The sequence below is a fragment of the Verrucomicrobiota bacterium genome (assembly GCA_016871495.1).
GTDB lineage: Bacteria > Verrucomicrobiota > Verrucomicrobiia > Limisphaerales > VHDF01 > VHDF01.
In genome coordinates this window covers 1-23927 of record VHDF01000078.1, presented here as the reverse complement: position 1 = coordinate 23927, position 23927 = coordinate 1, and the positions used below count along the sequence as shown (strand labels likewise).

General features: G+C 60.8%; 19 protein-coding genes. 10 read left to right on the top strand and 9 right to left on the bottom strand.

Translation table 11 applies throughout. The annotated features are described in order from the left end of the window. The first annotated feature begins 41 nt into the window (after positions 1 to 41). The gene (locus FJ404_15190) at positions 42 to 320 is read left to right on the top strand and encodes a hypothetical protein (protein ID MBM3824207.1); all 279 of its coding nucleotides are present in this window, start codon (positions 42 to 44) and stop codon (positions 318 to 320) included. Positions 321 to 329: 9 nt separating this feature from the next. Here the strand turns inward: FJ404_15190 and FJ404_15185 are convergent, their stop codons facing one another. Genes FJ404_15185 through moeB form a run of 3 tightly spaced genes read right to left on the bottom strand, consistent with a single transcriptional unit; the run spans position 330 to position 4679 of the window. Beyond that, a complete protein-coding gene (locus tag FJ404_15185) occupies positions 330 to 1964 on the bottom strand; it encodes an amidase (GenBank protein ID MBM3824206.1) in 1635 nt (544 codons plus the stop codon). 9 nt (positions 1965 to 1973) lie between these two features. Beyond that, a complete protein-coding gene (gene guaA, locus FJ404_15180) occupies positions 1974 to 3515 on the bottom strand; it encodes a glutamine-hydrolyzing GMP synthase (GenBank protein MBM3824205.1) in 1542 nt (513 codons plus the stop codon). 15 nt (positions 3516 to 3530) lie between these two features. Then, complete coding sequence (gene moeB / locus FJ404_15175) at positions 3531 to 4679, bottom strand: molybdopterin-synthase adenylyltransferase MoeB (GenBank protein ID MBM3824204.1); 1149 nt, start codon at positions 4677 to 4679, stop codon at positions 3531 to 3533. A gap of 238 nt (positions 4680 to 4917) precedes the next feature. On the opposite strand from moeB, the gene FJ404_15170 reads away from it, so the two are divergent. Further along, complete coding sequence (locus FJ404_15170; GenBank protein MBM3824203.1) at positions 4918 to 6447, top strand: response regulator; 1530 nt, start codon at positions 4918 to 4920, stop codon at positions 6445 to 6447. Between the two features lie 24 nt (positions 6448 to 6471). Here FJ404_15170 and FJ404_15165 read toward each other — a convergent pair whose 3' ends face one another. Next, positions 6472 to 7749, bottom strand: a complete 1278-nt coding sequence (locus FJ404_15165; protein ID MBM3824202.1) for an amidohydrolase family protein — start codon at positions 7747 to 7749, stop codon at positions 6472 to 6474. Then, positions 7746 to 10586, bottom strand: coding sequence for an amidohydrolase family protein (locus tag FJ404_15160; protein MBM3824201.1), 2841 nt, complete (start codon positions 10584 to 10586; stop codon positions 7746 to 7748). The genes FJ404_15165 and FJ404_15160 overlap by 4 nt, the downstream gene beginning before the upstream one ends. A gap of 82 nt (positions 10587 to 10668) precedes the next feature. Between FJ404_15160 and FJ404_15155 the strand changes: the two genes are divergently transcribed. The 3 genes from FJ404_15155 to FJ404_15145 are packed head-to-tail and all read left to right on the top strand — an operon-like array spanning position 10669 to position 13914. Further along, positions 10669 to 11463 (top strand): sugar phosphate isomerase/epimerase, encoded by a 795-nt coding sequence (locus FJ404_15155; GenBank protein ID MBM3824200.1) that lies wholly within the window; start codon positions 10669 to 10671, stop codon positions 11461 to 11463. 30 nt (positions 11464 to 11493) lie between these two features. Continuing rightward, positions 11494 to 13155, top strand: coding sequence for a hypothetical protein (locus tag FJ404_15150; GenBank protein ID MBM3824199.1), 1662 nt, complete (start codon positions 11494 to 11496; stop codon positions 13153 to 13155). Positions 13156 to 13179: 24 nt separating this feature from the next. Continuing rightward, complete coding sequence (locus FJ404_15145) at positions 13180 to 13914, top strand: pyridoxine 5'-phosphate synthase (GenBank protein MBM3824198.1); 735 nt, start codon at positions 13180 to 13182, stop codon at positions 13912 to 13914. A gap of 28 nt (positions 13915 to 13942) precedes the next feature. Here FJ404_15145 and FJ404_15140 read toward each other — a convergent pair whose 3' ends face one another. Next, entirely contained in the window at positions 13943 to 14770 is an 828-nt protein-coding gene (locus tag FJ404_15140) for a type II secretion system protein (protein ID MBM3824197.1), read from the bottom strand. Positions 14771 to 14864: 94 nt separating this feature from the next. Here FJ404_15140 and FJ404_15135 point away from each other — a divergent pair, with 94 nt between their 5' ends. Beyond that, positions 14865 to 15179 (top strand): hypothetical protein, encoded by a 315-nt coding sequence (locus FJ404_15135; protein MBM3824196.1) that lies wholly within the window; start codon positions 14865 to 14867, stop codon positions 15177 to 15179. Position 15180: 1 nt separating this feature from the next. On the opposite strand, the gene FJ404_15130 is transcribed toward FJ404_15135, so the two are convergent. The 3 genes from FJ404_15130 to FJ404_15120 form a co-directional block, all read right to left on the bottom strand. Beyond that, positions 15181 to 15720 carry an NUDIX domain-containing protein gene (locus FJ404_15130; protein MBM3824195.1) on the bottom strand — a complete coding sequence of 180 codons (540 nt, stop codon included), beginning with the start codon at positions 15718 to 15720 and terminating at the stop codon, positions 15181 to 15183. A 4-nt stretch (positions 15721 to 15724) separates the two neighbouring features. Continuing rightward, complete coding sequence (locus FJ404_15125) at positions 15725 to 16381, bottom strand: DedA family protein (protein MBM3824194.1); 657 nt, start codon at positions 16379 to 16381, stop codon at positions 15725 to 15727. A 76-nt stretch (positions 16382 to 16457) separates the two neighbouring features. After that, complete coding sequence (locus FJ404_15120) at positions 16458 to 18611, bottom strand: S9 family peptidase (GenBank protein MBM3824193.1); 2154 nt, start codon at positions 18609 to 18611, stop codon at positions 16458 to 16460. Between the two features lie 218 nt (positions 18612 to 18829). Here FJ404_15120 and FJ404_15115 point away from each other — a divergent pair, with 218 nt between their 5' ends. The 4 genes from FJ404_15115 to FJ404_15100 form a co-directional block, all read left to right on the top strand. Then, positions 18830 to 20890 (top strand): beta-galactosidase, encoded by a 2061-nt coding sequence (locus tag FJ404_15115; GenBank protein ID MBM3824192.1) that lies wholly within the window; start codon positions 18830 to 18832, stop codon positions 20888 to 20890. Between the two features lie 153 nt (positions 20891 to 21043). Next, a complete protein-coding gene (dusB, locus tag FJ404_15110; protein MBM3824191.1) occupies positions 21044 to 22153 on the top strand; it encodes a tRNA dihydrouridine synthase DusB in 1110 nt (369 codons plus the stop codon). Positions 22154 to 22291: 138 nt separating this feature from the next. Continuing rightward, complete coding sequence (locus tag FJ404_15105; GenBank protein ID MBM3824190.1) at positions 22292 to 22765, top strand: hypothetical protein; 474 nt, start codon at positions 22292 to 22294, stop codon at positions 22763 to 22765. Between the two features lie 36 nt (positions 22766 to 22801). Then, positions 22802 to 23927 (top strand): PAS domain S-box protein (locus FJ404_15100; protein ID MBM3824189.1); only part of this gene is annotated, 1126 nt, incomplete at its 3' end.

Sequence of the window (23927 nt, the reverse complement as noted above, 5' to 3'; positions counted from 1 at the left end):
GGTTCGAGTTTCCCCTCGATTGTGATTAAACCTTGACCCTTATGAAGAGCGCGTATGAATTGGCGATGGAACGGTTGAGCAAATCCGCTCCGACGGTCAAGTTGACGGAGGAACAGAAGAAGCGCCTGGCCGAAGTGGAATCGGAATGCAAGGCGCGCATCGCCGATCGCGAGATTTTCCTGCAGGGCGAGATGGCGAAGGCGATGGCCAAAGGCGACGTCGAAGCGTTCACCCAGTTTGAGAAGCAGTTGGTGAGCGACCGCAAATCCATCCAAGCCGAGCTCGAAGAGAAGAAGGAAGCCATCCGGAAGAGCCACTGACGGCGGGGATCAGATGAGTTCGCCAAATTGCAGCGTGGGTTGATACCGAGGTGGGTGGCGAAACGACGAGGCGGCCTCGAAAGCGCCGGCCAGGCGCAGGAGTTTGGCTTCGCTCCAGGCAAGCCCCATGAACGACAGCCCCACCGGCAAACCCCAGACGAGTCCGCATGGAACAGTAATGTGGGGATAGCCGGAGACAGCCGAGAGAGTGGAACTGCCGCCGAGCCAGCGATCCCCGGCGACGTGATCCAGCGTGTGAGCGGGCCCCCCGGTGGGGGCAACGAGGGCATCCAGGCGATGTTGTTCAAACATGGCTTCCAGTCCTTGGGTTCGAGACCACGCCACGCATTTCTTCCGGGCTTCCAGGTAGCGCGTCTCGGTGAGGGGACCCTTGGTTTGAGCTGCGACAAGCGTTGACTGGCCGAAGAAAGGGAGTTCGCGGTCCCGATGTTCCTCGTTGAAAGCGATGAGCTCCTCGAGATTGTGGATGCGGGAACCGGGCCCGAGGCTGGCGAGGTAGCGGTTCAGTCCATCCTTGAATTCATAGAGCATGGTTTGGAACTCGGCATCACCCAAATCGGAGCGGGCAGGGGGATGGACGGGATCGATGAGGATGGCGCCCGCGGATTGCAGAATCTGGAGGGCTTTTTCGACCGCGACATCGACAAGCGGGTGAAAGCCGAAGCTGCTGCGGAGGACGCCCAGGCGGGCGCCGCGCAACGATTCAGGAGACGGTGGGCTCATGTCCTTCACGGAAAATGAGGCTGCGGCGCGCGTGGCGGGATCCTGATCGTCCTGTCCCTGGAGGGCGTCGAGCAGGCGGGCGGCATCGTCCACCGAGCGCGTCATGGGACCGGCGGTGTCCTGGCTGTGGGAGATCGGAATGATGCCGGAGCGGCTGACGAGGCCGACGGTTGGTTTGAGACCGACGACGCCGCAATGATTGGCGGGTGAAACGATGGAACCGTCCGTTTCGGTGCCGACGGCGGCGGCGCAGAGAGCGGCGGCGGCGGCGGCGGCGGAACCCGAGCTTGAACCCGAAGGGCTGCGATCCAGGCAATGGGGATTGCGAGTTTGACCCCCGCGCGCGCTCCAGCCGCTGATGGAATTGGAGCCGCGAAAGTTGGCCCATTCGCTGAGATTCGTTTTGCCGAGGATGACGGCTCCCGCATCGCGCAGCCGCCGGACCAAAAAGGCGTCGGCGGAAGCGATGGAGTCCGCCAGAGCGAGGGAGCCCGCGGAGGTGTGCAGCCGGTCGTGCGTGGCGATGTTGTCCTTGATGAGGATCGGGATACCGTGGAGGGGACTGCGGGAGGCTCCATGGCGAAGCTCTTTCTCGAGGGCTTTGGCGATGGCGAGCGCGTCGGGATTGACTTCGATCACGCTGCGGAGTCGGGGGCCGGTTTGATCGATGGCGCGGATGCGGTCGAGGTAGGCGGAGGTGAGTTCGACGATGCCGAGGGCACGGGAGCGGAAGGCGGATTGGATTTGAGCGAGGCTGAGGGACTGGAGTTCGGAGTGGGGGAAGCTCCGGCGGGGAGGGCGTGGTGTTGGCGGTTGGGTGCGGGGATTGGCGGGGCCGGCGGGAAGTCCGGCGAAGAGCGTGGCGGCCCCGGTTTTTCGCATGAAGTCACGCCGCCTCATAGGCCGTGATTACTCCCACTCGATCGTGCCCGGGGGTTTGCTGGTGATGTCGAACACGCAACGATTGACCCCTTTGACTTCATTCACGATGCGCGACGAGAGGCGGGAGAGGACCTCAGGGGGCAGGGGCACCCAGTCGGCCGTCATGCCGTCCTGGCTTTCGACCGCGCGGATGGCGATGGTATAGTCGTAGGTGCGTTCGTCTCCCATGACGCCCACGCTGCGAACGGGCAGGAGCACGGCGAAGCTCTGCCAGATTTTGTAGTACCATCCGCTCGATTTCATCTCCTCGACCACGATGGCGTCGGCCTTGCGGAGCAGTTCGCATTTTTCAGCGGTGATGGGGCCGAGAATGCGCACGGCGAGGCCGGGGCCGGGGAAGGGCTGGCGATAGACGATTTCCTTGGGCAGGCCCAGTTCGATGCCGAGTTGGCGCACTTCGTCTTTGAAGAGTTGCTGAAGCGGTTCGACCAGCTTCAATTTCATGCGCTTCGGCAATCCTCCGACGTTGTGGTGGCTCTTGATGAGCGCGGCGGGGTTGCCCCCGATCGGCACGCTTTCGATCACGTCCGGATAAAGAGTGCCTTGGGCGAGGAACTTGGCGTTGCGCTCTTTGCGGGCGGCGTTCTCGAAAACTTCGATAAAAGTTTTTCCGATGATTTTCCGTTTCCTCTCGGGATCCGCCACGCCGCGGAGACGCCGAAGGAAGAGATCGGAGGCATTCACATAGCGAAGCCGGATCTTAAAGTGGCGTCCGAAGACTTCCTGGACGACTTCAGCCTCGCGTGCGCGGAGCAGTCCGTTATTGACGAAGATGCACGTGAGTTGGTCGCCGATGGCGTGATGGAGCAGGGCGGCAGCGACGCTGGAATCGACTCCGCCGCTGAGCCCGAGAATGACGTGTTCGGAACCGACCTGGTTTTTGATTTCCTGGACGGCGTGTTTCAAGTAGCCGCGCATGTTCCAGGAATGGGAGCATCCGCAGATGAGGCGAACGAAATTGGACAGGATTTTCCGGCCTTCGACGGTGTGAACGACTTCGGGATGGAACTGCAAGCCGAACCTATGCCGCGGTCGGTTCTCGATCGCGGCGTACGCGGAGTTGTCGGTGGTGGCGACCGCTTTGAAGCCCCGGGGGATGCGGGTGAGTTTGTCGCCGTGTGAATTCCAGGCCTGGGAGGTGCGGGAAACTTTCTGGAAGAGCGGGCTGAGAGGATCGCGGACGGTGAGGGTGCCTTTGCCGTATTCCCGCTTGGTGCCGCGCTCGACCTTGCCGCCGAGGAAATGAGCGAGCAACTGGACTCCGTAGCAGATGCCGAGGATGGGGACGTTCAGCTCAAAAATTCCAGGATCCGGCATGGGAGCCTTGGGATCATAGACGCTCGAGGGGCCACCGGAGAGAATGAGCCCGCGGAGGGGCAGTTTCCGAAGTTCGGACGCGGGGGTGTCGTAGCGGTGAATGACGGAATAGACTCCGCATTCACGGACGCGCCGCGCGATGACTTGAGTGTATTGGGACCCGAAGTCCAGGATGGCGATTTGCTCCTTCATGCCAGCGGGGGGGGGCTAATACCTGGCGATGGAGGGGTCAATTTCGTCCGCGTAGGCGAGAATGCCACCGCGAACGCTTTTGACGTATTTGAATCCTTGTTCCCGGAGGAAACGCAAGGCTTTCAGGGAACGGACCCCGCTTTTGCAATGGATATAGAGTTGTTGGTTGGGATCGAGTTCGGTGAAGCGGGTTCCCAACTGGCTCAGGGGGAGCAGGGGGACGCCCGGGATGTGGGTGATTTCGTGTTCGTCCGACTCGCGCACATCGATGACTTTGATGCCGAGCTGGAATTGATCCAGCGCGCGTTTCATTTCTTGGACGGTGACTTCGTCGGGGTTGGCGGCGGGTTGAGCTGCTTCGGGGGTCATGCCGCAGAACGCTTCGTAATCGATGAGCTTGTCGATGGAGGGTTTCTCGCTGCAGAGCGGGCATTGGGGGTCGCGCCGGAGCTTGAGTTCGCGGAACTTCATGTCGAGCGCGTTGAAGAGCAGGAGGCGTCCGAGCAGGGAGGATCCTTTGCCCAGCGCGAGTTTTAGGATTTCGGTGGCCTGAATACAGCCGACGATGCCGGGGAGAACGCCGAGGACGCCGCCCTCGGCGCAACTGGGCACCATGCCAGGGGGAGGGGGTTCGGGATAGAGGCAGCGGTAGCAGGGACCTCCAAGATGCGGAGCGAACACGCTCGCCTGGCCCTCGAAACGGAAAATGGATCCATAGACGTTGGGCTTACGCAGCAGCACGCATGCGTCGTTGGTCAGGTAACGGGTGGGAAAATTGTCCGTGCCGTCCACGACGATGTCGTAGGGGCGGATGATGTCGAGGGCGTTTTCGCTGGTCATGCGGGTGTTGTATTGAATCACCTCGACGTTGGGGTTGATGCCGACGATGGTCTCCCTGGCGGACTCCGTTTTGGGCCGGCCGACATCCTGGGTGGAATGGATGATTTGGCGCTGCAGATTGGAAAAATCGACGGCGTCGAAGTCGAGCAAGCCGATCTTGCCGATTCCGGCGGCCGCCAGGTACATGGCGATGGGGGAGCCGAGTCCACCGGCACCGATGCACAAGACGCTGGTGGAGCAGATTTTCTTTTGGCCGGCCATGCCGACCTCGGGGAGAATGAGGTGGCGGGAGTAACGCTTAATCTCGTCGTTGCTTAATTGCATAAGGTGTTCCGTCCCTTCAAGCCTAAGGGGGCTCTTCGATAAATCAAGCAGGCGCATCGGGAGGCGAAGTTGGCCCGGCGTTCCGAGCTCAATCCGGGTGTGGAAACTGCCGATAGGCATTTTGAGCTTGAAAGCGAAATCAAAGTTGCAAAGGCCCTTGAGCGATGCAGGGCCGGGCCGGTCGTCTTGGAGACAGGGGCTCCGAGGGATGGAGGCGACGTAGAGAGGCGAAGTTGTCATGAAAGCCGACATCCTGCAACCGCTCGAGCTCGCGGCTTGGCCGGCTCTCTGGTTGAATCTCAACGGGACGGTCCGGCGGGCGAACGGCGCGGCGGTGCGGGAATTCGGGCTGCTGGCCGAGCCCAGCCAGGTGCATCTCTCCTCGATCTGGGGCCAGGCCTCGACGGTGACCGTGGAGATGCTCCTGGCGAAGATGAATCACTCCTGTCCCCCTCCGATGGAATTGAAGTTTAGAAGCCGGGGAGGGGGGGCCATTCCCTTTCAGGTCCTCTTCTCCGAATTCAAGTCCGACCAGGGCCGTGAGTTTATCCTCCAGTGTTTTCGCAAGGGGGAGATCTCGGGTTTGGAATCCAGGGCTCGCACCGAGGCGGCGTCAGCGACCCACGGCGCGCCGTCGGAAACGAACCTGGATGCACCGTCGTTGCAGAAGCAGAAGCTCGATTGCGCGCTCCATTTGGCGCGCAGTGTGTCGCTGGATTTTAACAACGCGCTGACGACCATTCTTGGCCACACCTCGCTGGTGCTCTCGCAAATGGATCCCGGACATTCTTGGCGAAACGCGTTGCTCGAGGTGGAACGATCGGCGGAAAAGGCCGCTGAGATCGCCCAGGACCTCGCGGATTTCAGCCGCCCGGAGAAGGATCAACGTGCCGTTTCGCAAGGGAATTTGAACGATGTTTTGCGCCGGACCATTGGACTGTTTCAGATGCCGGGCGCGCGTCCGAACTTGCATTGGGAATCTGAATTCGAAGCCCGGCCTTATTCGGTGAGTTTCGACGAGGCCAAGATTCAGCAGGCTTTAGTGCGGGTGTTGGAGAACGCCGTGCAGGCGTGTGATAGGCCGGCCACGATTCGCGTGCGCAGCCGGAATGTGGAGATCCAAGCGGAGGCGGTGAACGGTTCGAGCCGGGTTCCGCCGGGCTATTACGTCAGCATCGAAATCTCGGATGATGGACCGGGCATTGCGCCCGATTTGTTGCCGCGCGTGTTCGAACCCTTCTTCACCACCAAGACAGGGCATCGCGGGCTGGGGTTGGCCTGGGTGTATGGGATTGTGACCAATCATGGCGGGAGCGTGGGGCTGCAAAGCGAGCCGGGGGCGGGGACGACCGTGCGGCTGTTGCTGCCGGCTCAAGACAAATTTGTGCGCGATTCGAACCTGAAGGTTGAGGAACTCTTCGGAGTTCAGACTCTTCTCGTGGTGGATGACGAGAACATGCTCTTGACCATGGCCGAAATGATTCTGCCTGCCTTTGGTTATCGGGTGCTCACGGCGGGAAGTGGTTCGAGGGCGATCGAGATTCTGGAGAGCAATCTGGGCCAGATCGATCTGGTGCTGACGGACATGGTGATGCCGTCCATGAGCGGCCGGGAACTTGTCGAGAAGATCAAGGCCATCGCGCCTGAGGTGCGACTGCTCTGCATGAGCGGTTATGTTCGGCCCCAGGCGGAAGACCCCAGCGGATATTTGCAAAAACCATTCACCAGCCAGAATCTGCTCCGCAAGGTGAAGGAAGCGCTCGGTTGAAACCAGCCCGGCGGACCCGCCTTGTCAGGGAGGTGGAGGCCGCTGCCGATATTTCTCGTAGAGCCGCGTGTGCCGGTTCTCCAGGCTCACTTCCCGTCCGGCAATCCACATGTGCTTAATCTGGGAACGAATGTCGAAGAGGGGTCCGGTGCTGGCGAAGAAGGTTGCAAACTTGCCGGGTTCGATGGATCCGATGCGGTCGGAGAGTCTCATCACGCGTGCCGGGTTTAATGTGATCGCGCGGAGTCCGTCGGTTTCAGTCAGGCCGAATGCCATGGCCTGGGACACGGCGTAGGGAAGATTGCGGAGCGAGGCGGCTTCGAATCTTCCTCCCAGGCTCAAGCTCAACTCCACGCCGGCTTGGGTGAGCACGGACGGCGCCCGATATTGCACGTCGAACGCATCGGAATCCCGTGGCGGCAAGGTATGAACGTGTTCATAAACGACCGGCACCTTCCGCTTGGCGAGCTCCTCGGCCAGCGTCCAAGCGTCCCGTCCACCGTAGAGGATGAGCCGCACCTCAAACGCGTCGGCGAATTTCAGGGCGGCTTCGATTTGTCGCGCGTCCTCCGCATGGATGGCCAGCGGGATGTCTCGACGGAACACGGGGAGCATGGCTTGGAATGCGGGGGGCGTTACCCGGGAATGATTCAGGCGGCTGTAGGCCTGGGCATCCGCAAAGAATTCGGAGAGATGGCGGACCCTCTCTTCGCGTTCCCGGTGCTGGTCCTCGGGCGATTTCCAGCCTGAGGGGTTGCGGGCGTCGGCCTTGGCCAGAGGATTGATCGAGTGGGACGGCCAGTAGGCGTGCAGCGCAGCCGGTCCCTTCAGCGTCATTTGCTCCGGCGTCCAGCCGTCGAGAGCAAAGAGTCCCGAGGTGCCCGGAACGTATCCGCCCTGGGGTGTGGCCTCCGCGTAGGCGATGCCGTTGGCGCGAGCCACCGCGAGGAGTTCGGAATCGGGGTTGATGGACGACCAGGACTGCACGTCCGGGGTGAACTCTCCGACTTCAGATTGATCCCGGGTGGCGCGGACACCTTCAATCTCGACCAAACCCAGCGAGCTCCCCAGCGCAATCAGGCCTGGATACAGATGGAGTCCGGTGAGCTTGAGAACCTTTTCGGCCGTTTGATTCGTATTCTGCGAGAGTGATTCGATCCGGCCGTGGTTCACCCGCACGGATTGATGTTCGAGGCGCCGTCCATCGCCCACGTGGACGGTCACGTCCTGGAGCAACAGCGAGGTGGCGGAGGAAGGGACGGACAGGCTGAGAATCAAGCCTGCGCAGAGGATCAGTTTCATTCGTGTCCCTCCTCTTCATCGAGGCAGTGGCGGTCGTGTCCGTCGAATTCGTGTTCCAGCGACTTTTGGAAGAATTTCCTGGCGTCCGGGGAGGATGCGGGCGGTGCGGAGGCTGAACCGGCGGCCTTCCTGGCTTTTGCCAGCAACGCGGACCGTTCGGCGAGGCGGCGGGCGTGGCGGGAGGCATCGTCCTTCTGGTCGAAATACTTTCGGCCGTCGATCCATGTTTGCAGGCACACGGCGGTGGCATCGAGAGGGGAGGCGGACCACAGGGTGAAGTCGGCGTCTTTGCCGGCTTCGAGCGAACCGACGCGATGGTCGAGTCGGAGTTGTCGGGCGGGATTGATGGTGACGAACGCGAGCGCTTCCTCCTCCTGGAGTCCGCCGTATTTCACGGCTTTGGCAGCTTCGGTGTTGAGGCGGCGGGCATGGTCGGTCGAGTCTGAGTTGAAGGAGACGGAAGCGCCTCGTTGATGGAGCAAGGCGCCGTTGAACGGGATGGCGTCGTACACCTCAAACTTGAAGGCCCACCAATCGGAGAAGGTGGAAGCGCCGGCGCCGTGCCGGGCGATCTCGTCCGCCACTTTATATCCTTCCAACACGTGCTGGAGGGTGCCGACGCGCACGCCGAGGCTTTCCATGAGCCGGAGGAAGGCCAAGATTTCGTCTTGCCGGTAGGAATGGCAGTGGATCCATCGCTGGCCTTGAAGAATTTCGGCGAGCGTTTCGAGTTCGAGGTCGCGGCGCCGGGGCCGGCCTTCGGAACGAGAGGACCGGTAGGCTTGCGCGGCGGCGAAGCGATTGGCGAGGAAGGTGATCACCCCCATGCGGGTTTGGGGAAATCGGTTGGTTTTGCCATCGCCCCAATTGGACTGTTTTACATTTTCGCCGAGCGCGAATTTGATCCCCGGGGGAGCGCCTTCGAACTTCGTGGCTTCGGGGGTGGCTCCGTCGCGGAGCTTGATCACGCAATTCTGACCTCCGATCGGATTGGCCGAGCCGTGCAAGAGATTCACGGTGGTCACTCCGCCCGCCAGTTGAAGGTAGAGATGGACCGTCTCGGAGTTGATCACATCCTCGACCCGGACCATGGCGGTGGAGGGGAGGGTCGCTTCATTGACGGCGCCCAGGATCATGCCGTGGCTGTGCGCATCAATGAGTCCCGGGGTCACATGCAAATCCTTCCCTGAAATCACCAAGGGGTCGCTCACCCCGTGGGCTTGAGGGTCGATTCCGGGGCCGACCGCTTTGATCTTTCCCTCGGTCACGAGCAGATCGGAGGAGGAGAGTTTGCCAGCCGCGCTCGAGGTCCAAACCGTGGCCTCGCGAATCCAGACCGGACGGGCGGGATCGGTGGGGCCTCGATCCTCTTGAGGGGATCTCGCGGTGCGGGTGGATCTGGGGTTGGGTGTGCTTGGAACAGGGGCGTTGTTCGTGGGGGTTGCCGATGGGGGTTCATTTTGCGTCGGCATCGGGAAAGATTCCCCGCCCGCCCAGACCTCGGCGACACGGGACTTTTCGTCGAGGAAGGCGCCGTTTTCAAAAACGGTCAAGTTGGCCCATTTGCCAGGTTCGATCGTGCCCAGTTGGTCTTGCACTTTCAGAATGCGGGCGGGATGGATTGTTAACCCCGCCAAAGCTTCGTCCGCAGAAAGTCCGCGCTGCACGGCCAGGCGGAGGTTCTTCAGGAAGGATTTCCGTTCGCCCAACCCGTGGACCGTGAAGGAGAGGGTCTTGCCAGCGCGCTGAAGGACGGCGGGGTTCTCCGGAGCCCAGTCCCAAGTTCGCAATTGGTCGAGGGAAACGTCCTCCCAATCTTCATCGGACGGGAGCTTGGCGACCTCCGGAAAATCCAGCGGGACGATCCAAGCCGGGCTCGAGGCGGCGAGCAGATCCGGACGGCGCCATTCCTGGCCGGAGGAGACCAGGATGGACTCGAGATTCAGTTCGGACGCGAGGGCGGCAGCGCGTGAGGCAAGGAGGGCGCTTCCCGCTTCGAGGACGACGGGTTGCTGGCGGAGGACAGCGGGCGCGAGGGCCTGGAGCCAAGGATTGAAGGAAACGCCGCCATCGGGTTCAAGGGGCGCGCCTGGGTGATCCACGGTGAATTGGGCGTCCAAGAAAGCCTGACGAAAAACCGCGATGACCCCCATGAGCGATTTGGGATAGGCGTCGGACGGGCTGGCTTCGGTGGAAAACGCGACATGCTGGAAGCGGTCCGGCGCGAGGATCGACTGCGAGGGTTCGCGGTGATTGAACTGAACCAATGCGCTTTGGCCGCGGATGATGCCTTGCGTCGGGATGAGATTTCCCGCCGTGAATCCCATTTCCCGCATGGCTTTGAGCGCCGCCAAGTCTGGGATGTAGCGCAGGGCCATCCGAACCTCGGGCGTCACGGTGGCAGAACCATGGCCAGGACCGGGATGACCGGGATCAGGTTCGGATCCGGGAACGCCATGGAAGCGGGGAGCTCCGGAAGCCATGCCGTGGCCCGTATGCCCATGACCGCCCGAGACGGAGCGAGCGATGGACTTGGGGTTGGACGGCGTCCAATAGGGATCGATGAAACCCGCGTAAATGAATTTGCCCGCGTAGGATCTCACCCGGGCATCCGGTGGCACGGGGCTGTTCTCTCCGATCGAGGCGATGCGGCCGTCTTCAATGACCACGACGGCATTGGAAATGATTTGGCCGGGACGTGGCACCACGGTGGCACCCGTTAATGCGTGCTTCGGAAAGGGCTTCGGACGAAAGCCTGGCGGTTCGATGGAGGAGGAGGCCATGGCGAAACCGGCGGCCAGTGTGGACCCCAGGAGTCCGTGGAGAATGCGGAGCACAAGAAAGGGTTTATGCGAAGTTGTTCTTCAGCTCAAACAATTCATTTGGCGGGGCGGGGTGGATTGAGTTCGAATCGCGGCGATGCCTTCCCTCTCTTTGCAACTCTACACGGTCCGGCAAGCTCTCGAGAGGGATGCGTTGCAAACCTTGCGCCGGGTCAAAGCCTGCGGATTCCATGCGGTTGAAACCGCGCCCTTGCCGCCGGGGCTTTCAACGAACGAATTGGCCCGGTGTTTGCAGGGGGAGGGGCTTTCGGTGATGGCGATTCACGCGGGGTTGCCTGTGGGTGGGCAAGCCCGGCGGATTTTCGATGAAGCGCAAACACTGGGTGCCCAAAGGGTCATTTGGCACGGCTGGCCCAAGGATGAACTTTGTGCAACGACAAACGGCTATCGACGATTGGCCGAGCTTTATGCGGAAGCGAATGATGCAGCGAAGAAGGCTGGGCTGGCCTTCGGAATCCACAATCATTGGTGGGAGTTTGAACCGCTGGGGAACAAGTATCCTTACCAATGGCTTCACCAATGGCTGCCCGCTGATGTGTTTTGGGAGTTGGACGTGTACTGGGTGCGGACAGCGGGGCTGGATCCGGCCCGTGTTTTGGGTGAATTGGGTTCGAGAGTGAGGATGCTCCACATGAAGGACGGACCGGCAGAGCATGGTTCGCCGATGGTGGCCGCGGGAGCGGGAACATTGAACTTCGAGGCGATCGTATCGGCGCAAGCAGGTCCTGCCGATTGGGTGGTTGAGTTGGACGAATGCGCCACGGATCCCTTCGAGGCGGCGCGGGCCAGCCGCTGTTATTTGGAACGGCTGGCGAGCCTGTCGTCGAGCGAGCGGGAGCATGCCGGGCGAAGGAATGCGATTGCGCGTTAAGGTTTGATGCGGCTAAATCTCGATCTCATTATGGTTTACCGAGTTTCGATGGGTTTGCTTGCGGCCGTGTTTGTTTTCACCTCCGGCTGCAAGAAGAAGGAAGCGTCCGTCCCGAAACCGGAGACTTGGCTCAAGCTGAGTTTTCTGGGGATGAAAGAGATTGGCGCGAACACGAACTTTGCCTTTCTCAATGAAGTGGCGGCGAAACCTTCGTCGATGGCCTTGGCCGGGCATGCGCGGACCCGGTTGGCGGTGGCGGCCGCCGCGGGGCTGGGATTGAGCCCTGAAGCCGCGGGCCCGCTGGCCGGTGTGTTGCAGGACCTGACGGATTATCGGGCTTTTGTGGAAGTCACCGCCGTCGAGGGAGCGACGCCGGAATGGGTGTTGGCCGCCGCCATTCCGGATGATCGCTCGGCCCGCTGGCGTCAAACGCTGGCCTCAGTGATGGCCAAGGGGACGAATGCTCCGAGCCTGAAGTCGGGGACAAACGCCATCGTCTCGGAAGTTTATCAGTCGCCGGACGGGAGTTCGATCACGTTTCTTCGCGTGGGCCACTGGTCGGTTCTGGCCTCGCGACCCACCGCCGGAGGGCCATGGACGCGAGCGATGGACACGCTGGCCTCGACGGGAAGGCTGGGACACTTGCCCGACGGCGCGTTGCTCAAGGCGGAATCGCGACTGGGTGCCGCCAATCGCAAGCTTCGATGGATTCCGGTCGAGAATCTTCCCACGGTGGAAGTGGTGGTGACGGAGCGCCGACAGAGGCTTCGCAGCGAGGAACGCTGGATCTTTGATTCTCCAGTTGTCGGAAAACTGGCGCCGTGGAACGTGCCCAAACAGACGATTCACGACGATCCCCTGATTGCCTTCACGGCTGGCCGAGGCTTGGGATCGCTGCTGAAAGAACTGCCTTTGCTGAAAACGCTCCAGATCGAGGATGCTTTGAACGAATTCTATTTTTGGTGCCAAGCCTCCACTCCGCCGATCATGGAATACGCGGCTTTCCGCACGGCGGACGCTTCGAACAGCGTGGAAAAAATTGCGGCCAACGTGCCGGAAATGATGGGGCGCTATTTTGCGCATCGTGCCTCGGGCGAAATCCGCTGGGCGACGAATCGGAGCGGGCTGGTCTGGGAAGGAGCACCCGTGGCCCTTCCGTTCGTGCGAGCGCTGGCCGAGCCAGCCGGACAATTCGTCGTCGCCGGGCTCTGGCCGATCATGATGTCCAAAACGTCCATTCCCGAGGAGTTGGTCTCACAGTTTGTAACGAAGACCAACGGGGTGTATTACCATTGGGAATCCACGCCGGAGCGCATTCTTCACGCGCGCCCGGTCGGGCAGTTGCTGGGATACTTGCTGACACCTTATGTCACCACCTCCACCCATTCTCCGGCCGACAAGTGGCTGGATGACATCGGGCCGGGGTTGGGCAAGACGGTGGTCGAGGCGGTGGCGGTGAGTGATCGGGATCTTCTTGTTGTGCGCAATGCGAAGTTGGGGGTGGGCGCGGAGGGTCTGGTGCGATTGGCGCAATGGATCGACCATCGGGATTTCCCGAGGTCCGCCCCTCGTTTCATTTTCGATCCCGCGCCGGGCCAGCACCGTAAGAGTGCGCCTTCCAGCGGTGTTCCAACTCCGCCGCCGTCGTCGAGCGCGACCCCGTCCGGCCAAGCTGCCGGACCGGCACGCTGACGTCTTCGAAGCGTCGAATCCGCCATGAAACTGGGGGTTAACATCGACCATGTGGCAACCCTGCGTGAAGCGCGTTATCGCGACTTGAGCATGGGCGAGCCGGATCCCGTCGAAGCCGCGCTGATGTGCGAGCGGGCGGGGGCGCATGGCATCACGATCCACGTGCGCGAAGATCGCCGGCATATTCAGGAGCGCGACGCTTGGGCCGTTCGGGCGCGGATTCAGACCCGGCTTAATCTCGAGATGGCGAACACCGAAGCCATGCTGAGCCTGGCACTGCGGTTGAAGCCGGACATCACCTGTTTGGTCCCTGAAAAGCGCGAGGAAGTAACCACGGAAGGCGGTTTGGACGCACGAGCCTTGTTGGAGTCGATTTCCACGACTGTTTCCACCCTGAAAACGGCGGGCATTCAGGTGAGCCTCTTCATCTCGCCCGAGCCTGAGCAAGTCGATGCCGCCGCCAGGAGCGGAGCTGAATTCATCGAACTCCACACGGGAACCTTCGCGGAGCATTTTTCCGACCCCGCCAGGAAAGAAAGGGAGCTCGCTCGATTGATCGAATGCGCCAAGCAGGCCAAGGCCCTGGGACTTCGCGTGAACGCGGGACACGGCTTGAATTACCAGAACGTGGATTCGATGCACCACGTGCCCTTCCTGGAGGAACTGAACATCGGCCACAGCATCGTCAGCCGGTCGATCGCCGTGGGGATGGAGGCGGCGGTGCGGGAGATGCTGGACCGGATTCGCGGGTCCTCTTGATTCGCCGGCGATTGCAGGCAGAGGACGATTACTGGATGTGGCCTGTGCCGGCGCGCTGCAGGGGATCCCAGAAATGCGAGTTCACCAAGCCTTTGGCGCTACCGCTGACAGGATCGACCGGGGGATTGATCTGCTTGTCCTTGCGCGTTTCGGAGTGGCCGTCGTTGAAAACCATGACTCCTGAACCCTGGTGACGAATGGGATCAACCCCTTCGAATGCCTGGCTGCCACTCGCCCGCTTATCCATGCACGAGGTGGGCCACCACAGGCTGCTGCTCCACATGCCGTCCGATTTGGGCATTCCGTCGCCGACTTGCAGGTTCTGCGAAGGCGAGATGAGGGCGGAGCGCTTGAACCCGGTCACGCTGCCGAAATTGACGCCGCTAACGGAAACCGAGCCGCTGGGATAAGGGTGGATGCCCAGGAAAAAGGCATTGTATCCGTAGCCGACTTTGTGGGGATCGAACTTCCATTCCCAGCGGACGCCATTGTCCAAGCGTTTCCCTTTGATGGAAGGGCAACGGAACAAGTTGCTCTGGTTTTGGCCATGCCCAACAATGGTGGTTCCCCACCAATTGGTCAGGGACCGATTCGCGTCGTCTGTGGTCAGCCCCTCATTGCGGTGGCCGGGGAATCTCTCGTTGTTGTCGTCGATGTAGAGGTGCATGAACAGGCTGACTTGTCGCAGATTGTTCATGCAAGAGGTCCGCTGGCCTTTGGCTTTGGCACGGGACAAGGCCGGCAGGAGCATGCCTGCCAAAATCGCGATGATGGCGATCACGACAAGCAATTCGATCAAGGTAAACGCGGTCCCTACAGAGGGCCGGCGAAGGGGGCGAATGGAAGGAGTATGCATCGTGCCTGGGATCGAGGATTGGCAGGATGCTAAGTCAATGGCGAAGCCGGAGCAAGTGTGTTGTTGAACGCCCAGTCATCCTCGGTGTATCCCGATGTTGCCGGTGATGCAGGTAGGGCGCGTCCGTCCCGGCGCGCTGCCGGAGCATGATGTTTTGCATCCCGTGGGCGGCGGGCTGGGACAGGCCCGCCCTACCAACAACATCGGGATACACGGAGTCATCCTTCATCCTCATTTCGGAGAGCACAGCGGTGTTGGAGGCGCGCCGCAGCGCGCGGAAGGGTCCGAAGACTCCAGATTGTTCAAAGTGCTGCGGCTGGTCGAAGGAAGACACAGCCGCGCTTCGGGGCAACATGAGAACGACTGTGAACGCCCACGGAGATGCGGAGCTCGCCCGAGGAGAGTCTGAACTATCCGATGGCAAGCCGGCGTTGGAGTTCCTTCAACGCGAAACGGAGCGACGGAAAAGCCAGGGAATCCGATTCAATTTTGAGCAAGGGGCGTACATGGATTCCTGAAACCTCATCCAGAGGCCTCGCTCCATCGAAGTTTTGAAGCCGTCCCACAAAAAACCAATCCAGCACATCGTAGGAAATGTTCTTGTAGGCGTAAGTATTGGGAGCGGAGCAAAGGAAATCCAATGTGTCCGTCGTCAATCCCACTTCTTCCCGAATCTCCCGGCGGAGGGCTTCCTCAGCTCTTTCCCCGGGATCCACGAATCCCCCGGGAACGGCCATCATGCCCTTCGAGGGTTCGCGGGCGCGCTCAATCAGAAGCACATTGTTTTCCGGGTCCAACAGGAACGCCGCCACGGCGGACGTCGTGTTTCGATAGAGGGTCAGGCCGCAGTTCGGACAGACGAAGTGCCGAGGATCCGGCCACTCCAGCTCGGTCGAGCTGCAACGAGGGCAATGTCGGAACAAAGCCTTCATTTCAAGCGATGCGACCATGGGCTCAAGAAGTGGAAGCGCGCTTGGACTTCTGCCATTCTCGCACGATCTCAATGACGGCCGGCAGGACGGAAAGGAAGATAATCGCCAGCATGACCAGGGTAAAATTCTTCCGCACCAGGGGGTGATCGGCAAAGAAATAGCCCGCCGGCACAAAAATGAAAACCCAGAGCAACGCTCCCCCGATGTTGTAAGCCGTGAATTTGGTGTAGGTCATGCGGCCCATGCCCGCCACGAACGGGGCGAAAGTGCGAACAATGGGCACGAAACGGGCCAGCACAATCGTCTTCGCACCATACTTTTCGTAAAAGGCGTGGGTCCGGTCCAAGTGGGCCTTGTTCAGGAACCGGACATTTTCGCCGCGAAAGATTTTCGGCCCGATCCAAGCTCCGCACCAGTAATTGACCATGTCCCCCAGGATGGCGGCGATGGGAAGCAGGATGAGCAAGGCCGGCAAATTCAAGCTTCCACGTGCGGCAAAAGCGCCGAGCGCGAACAACAGCGAATCACCGGGCAGGAACGGCGTGACGACGAGGCCGGTTTCACAGAAAATCACGGCAAAAATCAGCACGTAAAACCAAACTCCAAATTGAAGAATGAGCGCGTCGAGGTGCTTGTCCACGTGCAGCACCAAATCGATGAATTGTTGAATCCATTCCATGTTTTCGCCTCAGCGGCGCGCAAAGGAGACGGGGAATCGCAAGTTGAGTCAAGGGCGGTCTCCATGCGGAGCCCCTTCATTTCGATTTGCCCGGAGCCTTGGCCCATTCGGGTGGGACGCGGAGGCCGAGTTCGCTCGCGAGGAAAGTCCATTTGTCGGCGATTTCATCGATTTGTTTCGAAGTGGGCTTGCCCGCGCCGTGGCCTGCTTGGGTGTCAATGCGGATGAGAATGGGAGCCGGCCCGCTCTGAGCCGCTTGCAGCGCGGAGGCGAATTTGAAGCTATGGGCGGGCACGACCCGGTCGTCGTGATCGGCGGTGGTCATCAGCGTGGCGGGATAACGCGTGTTTCGCCTCAGATTGTGCAAGGGCGAGTAGCCGAGCAACGTTCTGAAATCCTCCGGATCGTCGGGTGAACCGAAATCGGCGGTCCAGGCCCATCCGATGGTGAATTTGTGAAAGCGGAGCATGTCGAGCACCCCCACGGCCGGCAGCGCGGCACGAAACAAATCGGGCCGGCGGGTGAGACACGCTCCGACGAGCAGTCCTCCGTTGCTCCGGCCTTCGATGGCGAGCCGGCGGGGTGAGGTGTATCCCTCCCGGCACAGCCACTCGGCGGCGGCGATGAAGTCGGCGAAAACGTTCGGTTTTCGATGTTTGGTGCCCGCGGCATGCCAGGCCTCTCCATACTCCCCGCCACCTCGGATGTTGGCCACCGCGTAGATCCCCCCCATTTCGAGCCAGACCATCGTCGCCACCGAAAAGGCGGGGACGATCGGGATGTTGAAGCCGCCATAGCCGTAAAGCAGAACGGGATGGTTCCCGTTTAAGCGCAGCCCACGTCGATGGACGAGGAACATGGGAATGCGGGTTCCGTCATGGCTGGTATAAAAGACCTGTCTCGTTTCGAAGGGCTGCGAGTCGAATGCGACGCGGGGTTCGCGCACCAATTGAATTTCACCCTTGGCAGGCGCCAGGCGAAACACGCGTTCGGGAGAGGTGTAACTGGCGAACGAGAAAAAGGTTTCCCGATCCTTCCGGCTTCCGGGAAAACCCGCCACCGTGCCCAGGCCCGGCAACTCCACTTGCCGCTCAAACCGGCCTGAAAGATCGAAGAGGCGAACTTCGGACCGTGCATCCTTCAAATATACGCCGATCCAACGGCCATCCACGAGCTTGGCGTCGCGCAAGGTTTCGCTGGCTTCGGGAATGAGGGTCTTCCAAGCGCTCTTCTCGGGGCGGCCAAGATCGATTTCAACCACGCGCCCCCTCGGCGCATCCGCATCGGTTCGAATCCAAAAACGGGAGCCGTCGTGATCGATGAATTCGCGCGTGGCGTCGAACCGGGTGAACAGTTCCACCATCGGGGATCCCGGATCAAGGAGCGAGCGATAGTAGAGCTGGTTCTTGGAGGTCGTGCGGCGGACCGACACGATCAAGTATTCGCCGCTTTCCGTCACTTTAGGCGAGAATCTCCATTCCTTTTGATCGGGGCGTTCATAGACGATGGGATCGTTTCGCGGATCGGTGCCAAGGCGGTGGAAGCGAAGTTGTTGCCCATACTGCGCCGCCTGATACAGGCGGTTCGGATCGGGTTCGGGAAACCGGCAATAATAGAAGCCCGTTCCATCCGGAGTCCACGACGTTTCCGAGAATTTGACCCAGCGGATGACCTCGGGAAGGTCTCGTCCGGACTCCAGCTCGCGAATGCGCCACTCCTGCCAGTCGGACCCGGATTTCGACACACCATAGGCCACGTGGCGGGCGTCTTTGCTGACGGCCACGCTGACGAGGGAAACCGTGCCATCCGGCGCCAGAGCATTGGGGTCGAGCAAGACCCGCGAGGGGGCGTTTGCCTCCAGGGAATCCAGCACATGCAGCACATTTTGATTCTGCAAGCCGTCGTTCCGCATGACGAAATAGCGTCCAGCCTGTTCGAAAGGGACACCGAACTTTTCAAAATTCCAAAGCTGAGTGAGCCGGCGGTGAATGCCGTCCCGGCCGGGCAGGGCGGCCATATGCTGGAACGTGTGCCGGTTTTGGGCCGCGATCCATGCCTTGGTGGCCGGCGCTTTATCGTCCTCGAGCCAACGGTAAGGATCAGCCACGGAGACGCCGTGCAGGACCTCCACCACATTGGTGGTCGCGGTGGCGGGGAAGGATGAAGCACGTCGATGCACGCAGCCCGCTTGCGAGAGGAACCACAGTCCAACCACGAGCAGGGAATGCATCACCGGAGGATGCGTGCGCCCGCGCCCGGATCTCCGGATCCGAAGGTGATGACGACGGAGGCCTCGGATCAACCCGGATAAGGATGGAACTGCGAGCGCGTGCACGTGAATGGGTCGAGTTTGGACCATGCCCTGAGAATTCCAAGTTCATCTGGAAAAGGTCTTTCCATGGAAAGATGGCCGGGGTAGCCTCTTAATCAACTCCACAAGCCTCTCTTATGCATTTCGGTACTGACTATTATCCGGAGCACTGGGTTTATCCCTATGCTGGAAGTCCTGAAGAACCTGAATCCCGATGGAAACGCGACGCGGCCTTGATGGCTGCAGCGGGGATGAACGTCGTTCGCCTCGGCGAATTCGCCTGGGGACTCTACGAACCGGAGGAGGGCCGATTCGATTTCGCCTGGATGCGCCGCGCGATGGATGTGATGCACGGGGCCGGGTTGCGGATCGTCTTGGGCACTCCCACGGCCGCCCCTCCGATCTGGCTGGCCAAGAAGTATCCGGAAATCCTACCGGTTGACGCGCACGGGACCCGAATGAACGAGGGCACTCGCAAGGCGGTGTGTCTCAATAGTGAAGTTTTCTGGGAATACTCCAAGCGCATCGTGGCCCAGACCGCCCAGGCGCTGGGAGATCATCCGGGACTGGTGGCGTGGCAGATCGACAACGGTCTGGGAGGCCACAACATGGAGGCCAGCTTCAACGAGCACACCCGGCGGGACTGGATCGCGTGGTTGAAAGCGAAGTATGAGACCCTGGAGCGGTTCAACGAATTGACGGGGACCCGCTTCTGGGGACAGTTGGTGACGGACTGGGAACAGGTGCCCATGCCGAAGAAAGCGCCGACGGTTTATAATCCGGCGCTGGTCATCGACTGGATGCGATTCTCGAGCGACACCATTGTCGCCTACGCGCGGATGCAGGCGGATTTGCTCCATGAACTCTCCCCGGGCATTCCGGTGACCAGCAACCTCCGGGCGCTGACCCGCAGGTTTGATCATTTCGACATGGCGGGCGTGCTCGACTTCGTGGCGGTGGACACCTACGCCGCGAACAAGGCGAGAGCCTCGGAGCTCGCTTGTGACGCGGACAAACTGCGCTGCTTGAAGAAGAGCGGCATCAAGGCGCCTGGCGGAGATGAGGGGTTCTGGGTCATCGAACAAAAGGCGGGCAACGTCAACTGGCAGGAAGTCAACACCTTGGTCCGCCCGGGGGTGATCCGTCTTCTGACCTATCAACTGATCTCACGCGGGGCCGATGGCATCCTCTACTTCCTGTGGCGCCAGCCGAGGATCGGGTCGGAGAAGTTCTACGGCGGGGTGCTCAGCCACGACGGACGCGGCGACAACCGGACCTACAAGGAAATCTGCCAGATTGGAGAGGAGCTCAAGCTGCTGGATCCGGTGTTGAAGGGGAGCAAGGTCGTGGCTGACGTTTGCATCCTCATCAGTCACGACAACGACTGGGCGTTGCAGCTCAAGCCGCAGCCGAACAAACATTTCAGCCAGCATGAACATCTCATGCTGTTTTACAGCGCGCTCCACGACCGCAATATCCCCGTCGATTTTGCCCGTCCAACGGAGGATCTCTCCCGTTACAAGCTCGTCATCGCACCTTCATTGCATTTGCTCGCGGGCGGGGAGGCGGACCTCCTCAAGCTCTACGTGCAAAACGGTGGAACGCTGGTGGGCACGTTTAACACCGGCCTCGTGGACGAGCACCATATGGCGCCGGACAATGGTTATCCGCATGACCTGCTGGATTTGTTCGGCATGGAGGTTCTGGAGTTCGATCCTTTGCCTCCAGGCGAGGAGAACCAATTGAACTTCAAGGGAACCTTTCCCTCCACTCATTTGCACTCGTCGCGGCTGTGGTGTGACCTGATCGAGCCCAAGGAGTGCCAGGTGGTGGCCACTTACGTGAAAGATTTTTACGCCGGACGACCGGCGATCACGATCAACGACTTCGGGGCGGGGAAAGCGATTTACCTGGGCACCATGAGCCAGCAGCCCTTTTACCACGATCTCGTCGCGTGGTTGCGGCAGTTGTGTGGTCTGCATCCGTTGATCAAGGTTCCGGACACGGTGGAAGTGAGCTTGCGCCGCAAGGCTTCGACGAACATTTATTTTCTTCTCAACCACCAGGCCACTCCGGCGCGCATTCAATTCCACCGGCCCATGCACGATTTTCTGACCGGCAACGCGGTGCAGGGTAATTTCGACCTCCCCCCGCACGGCGTGCTGGTGCTGGATGAGTCGGCTGCTCCGGCTTCTTAGACCGCTGTCCATCCCCTGCGGCCAGGTTCTGGGACGCCCGCTCGGAGGGGTCGGCGCTCCGGCGGGGGAAGGACGGGTTCAATCCGGAATTCGCTCAATCGTTGGCGGAACATGGATGAAATTTCCGCGCCGGGGGTCTAGACTCGCCGCGTGTTGAAACTCGGGCGGCTCGAACTGTCTTCCAATCTCTTTCTGTCCCCATTGGCGGGCTACACCAATCTTCCCTTTCGCCTCGTCATTCGCGAGTTGGGGGGCATTGATCTGGCGACCACGGATCTTGTCAACGCCCGGTCGCTCCTGGAACGTAATCGGAAGGCCCTCAAATTGATCGAAACCTGCCCCGAGGATCGTCCGCTCGCGGTGCAATTGTTTGGCGCCGTGCCCGAGGAGATGCGCGATGCCGCACAGTACTTGGAATCGATCGGAGTGCAATCGATCGACATCAACATGGGCTGTCCGGTGCGCAAAGTGTGCCGCGTCGGCGGGGGCTCGGCGATGATGACCGAGCTTGGAAGAACCTCGGCCCTGGTTCGGTCCATGGTCGAGTCGGTGCGCCTGCCCGTGACGGCGAAAATGCGGCTCGGTTGGGACGCCGAGAATCTGACCGCGCCTGATTTAACCCGTGCCTTGGAGGACGCCGGAGTGGCGGGGGTGTTTGTGCATGGACGAACCCGGGAACAGGGTTTTGGCGGGACGGTCAATCTCGCCGGAATCCGAATGGTGGTGCAGGCGGCGAAAACCATTCCGGTGATCGGTAATGGCGATGTAACCACCCCGGAAGCAGCGCGGGTCATGATCGAGCAAACCGGGTGCGCGGGAGTCAGCATTGGCCGGGGGGCGTTTTACAATCCCTGGGTTTTTCGGAACACCCGCCAACTGCTCGACCGGGGAATGGTGTCAGACGATCCCAGTTTCGACGAACGCGTGCAAGTCATGACCCGGCACCTGGACCGGATGGTGGAGGTGTTTGGAGAAGAACTCGGATGCCGGATGTTTCGAAAAGTGGGGCCGTGGTACAGCAAGCGATTCGGTCCGGCCAATGTCTTCAACAAACGCATCGTGCTCCTCTCCCGTCGCGCCGAGTTTGATGAGATCATGGAAGCTTATCGTGATTGGAGAAAACAGTTTCTGGACGAACAGGGCGGGTTGAAGGCAGGATACCGACCTCCGCCGCTGGCCGTTACTCTGGGAGAAGAAGTGTCTCCTGGCGTAGCCTCACGGAAGGAGATTCCCGTACCGAGAGGTCCAGTTGAACATTGGTGATTAATATGTTGCGTAGACATTGTCATGGACGACAGTGGCATTTGAGCTGCTCAGGAGAAGTCTGAGAGGGCACTCATGCTGTCTTTGCGCAATTATGTTGGTCGCGATGCCGTTGCCATTTGGGTCTTGTTGATCTCCTTGGTTCCGGCGATCGCGCTTTTTGCGAAGCTACAGTCCAATAGCCGCGAGCAGATGGAGGCCCGTTTCTTGGAAGAAACGGACCGGATTGAGGCGGGGTTGAAGCAGCGTTTGGAGTCCGCCTTCAAGCCCGTGCGAGTGGCGGCCGGATTTTTTTCCACGGATCCGGCGGCGTCGAGGGCCGATTGGGATCGGTTTGTGGAGCGGCTGGGTTTTCGGGAGAGGCGTTCGTCCGCCGAACTGGGTCTGACCGATTTGGGGCTGATCTGGAGGGTGTCCGGGGCGGATCGGGGAGAACGTGTGAAGCAGTGGCAGGGGTTGGGTTATGCCCGTGTCCAGGAGAGCGCGCGCTACAGCGGGGCGGAGGCTTTTTTCACGCTCTTGCTGGAGAACTTCGAAGGCCGTCAGCCGCTGGATACCGGCTGGAGTTTGGACGTCGAAAACAAGGTCCGCCTGGCGATGGAACTGGCGTGAGATACTGGGCAAGCCGCCGCCACCGACATCGTTGAGTTGTTTCATCTCGAGTCGCAAGCCAACGCCCCGGGTCTGTTGATCCTGGAGCCGATCTACTCGCTCCCCAAGCCTCAAACGGTCGAGGCCAGGCGCCAGCAACTCTTGGGGTTCGCTTACGGTTCGATGATCGCGAATGGACCCTGGGCGGGAAGAGGGTCCCTCACAAACCGCGCACTGGTGGCCTGGACGTTCTGCGGTTCGGCGGATCCGAAAGCCCTTGGGTTTCGTGGCGGAGGGGAAAGGGAAACCACGGGGGCGGCGGAATCCGCGTTGACCCGCATGCGAACGCTGAACTTGTTTGGGCGCGGCTGGCAATTGCAGTTTCGCAGTTTGCCGGCCTTGGAACGGTCTCCGGAGCGGGCGCTGCCCTGGATTGTGTTCCTCGCGGGTTTGACGATCAGCGGCGCGTTGAGCCTGATCGCGGCCAGCCAAGCGCGAGCCCGGAGAGCGGCGGAAACCCACGCGGAGAACTTGCGTGCCGCCGAGGATGCGATTTTGCGGGAGAAGCGCTTTTCAGAGGAGATCCTCAACGACATGCCCGGTGTCTTCGTCCTGCTGGACGATGCGGGACGTCTGATCAAATGGAACCGTTTTCTCGAGGAGATCACCGGGCTGCCCGGGTCAGAATTGCGGGCGCTGCGGGGCGGAGAGTTGTTCGGGTTGGGGGGAGCCGGGGGCGTGCAGGAACATTCGGCGGAGGTCTTCGAGAAGGGCCGCGCTCAGATGGAAATTCGGTTGCGCGCCAAGGAAGGCAAGAGTGTCCCGTATTATTTCACAGGCTACCGCTTTCAGACTGCGGACAAGGCATTCTGCATCGGCATTGCCCTGGACCTGAGCCAGAAGGAAAAGTCCGACCGGGAGATTGAAACGGTTCAGCAGCTCATGCGGCAGGTCATTGCCTGCGCCCAGCAGGGCATGGCGGTCTATGACAAGTCGCTCCGGTGCGTCGTTTGGAATCCTTATTGGGAAAACCTCTCCGGAATCGATGCCGTGCGGGCGTCCGGACAAACGCCATCCGCGCTTTTTGAAGCGGACCTGGCTCGAAGAATTGAAAGACGGCTGCGCGAGGTGCTTTCCGGAGGACATCCGGCGGAGGAGTCTTATGAAGCCAAATTCGTCGGGG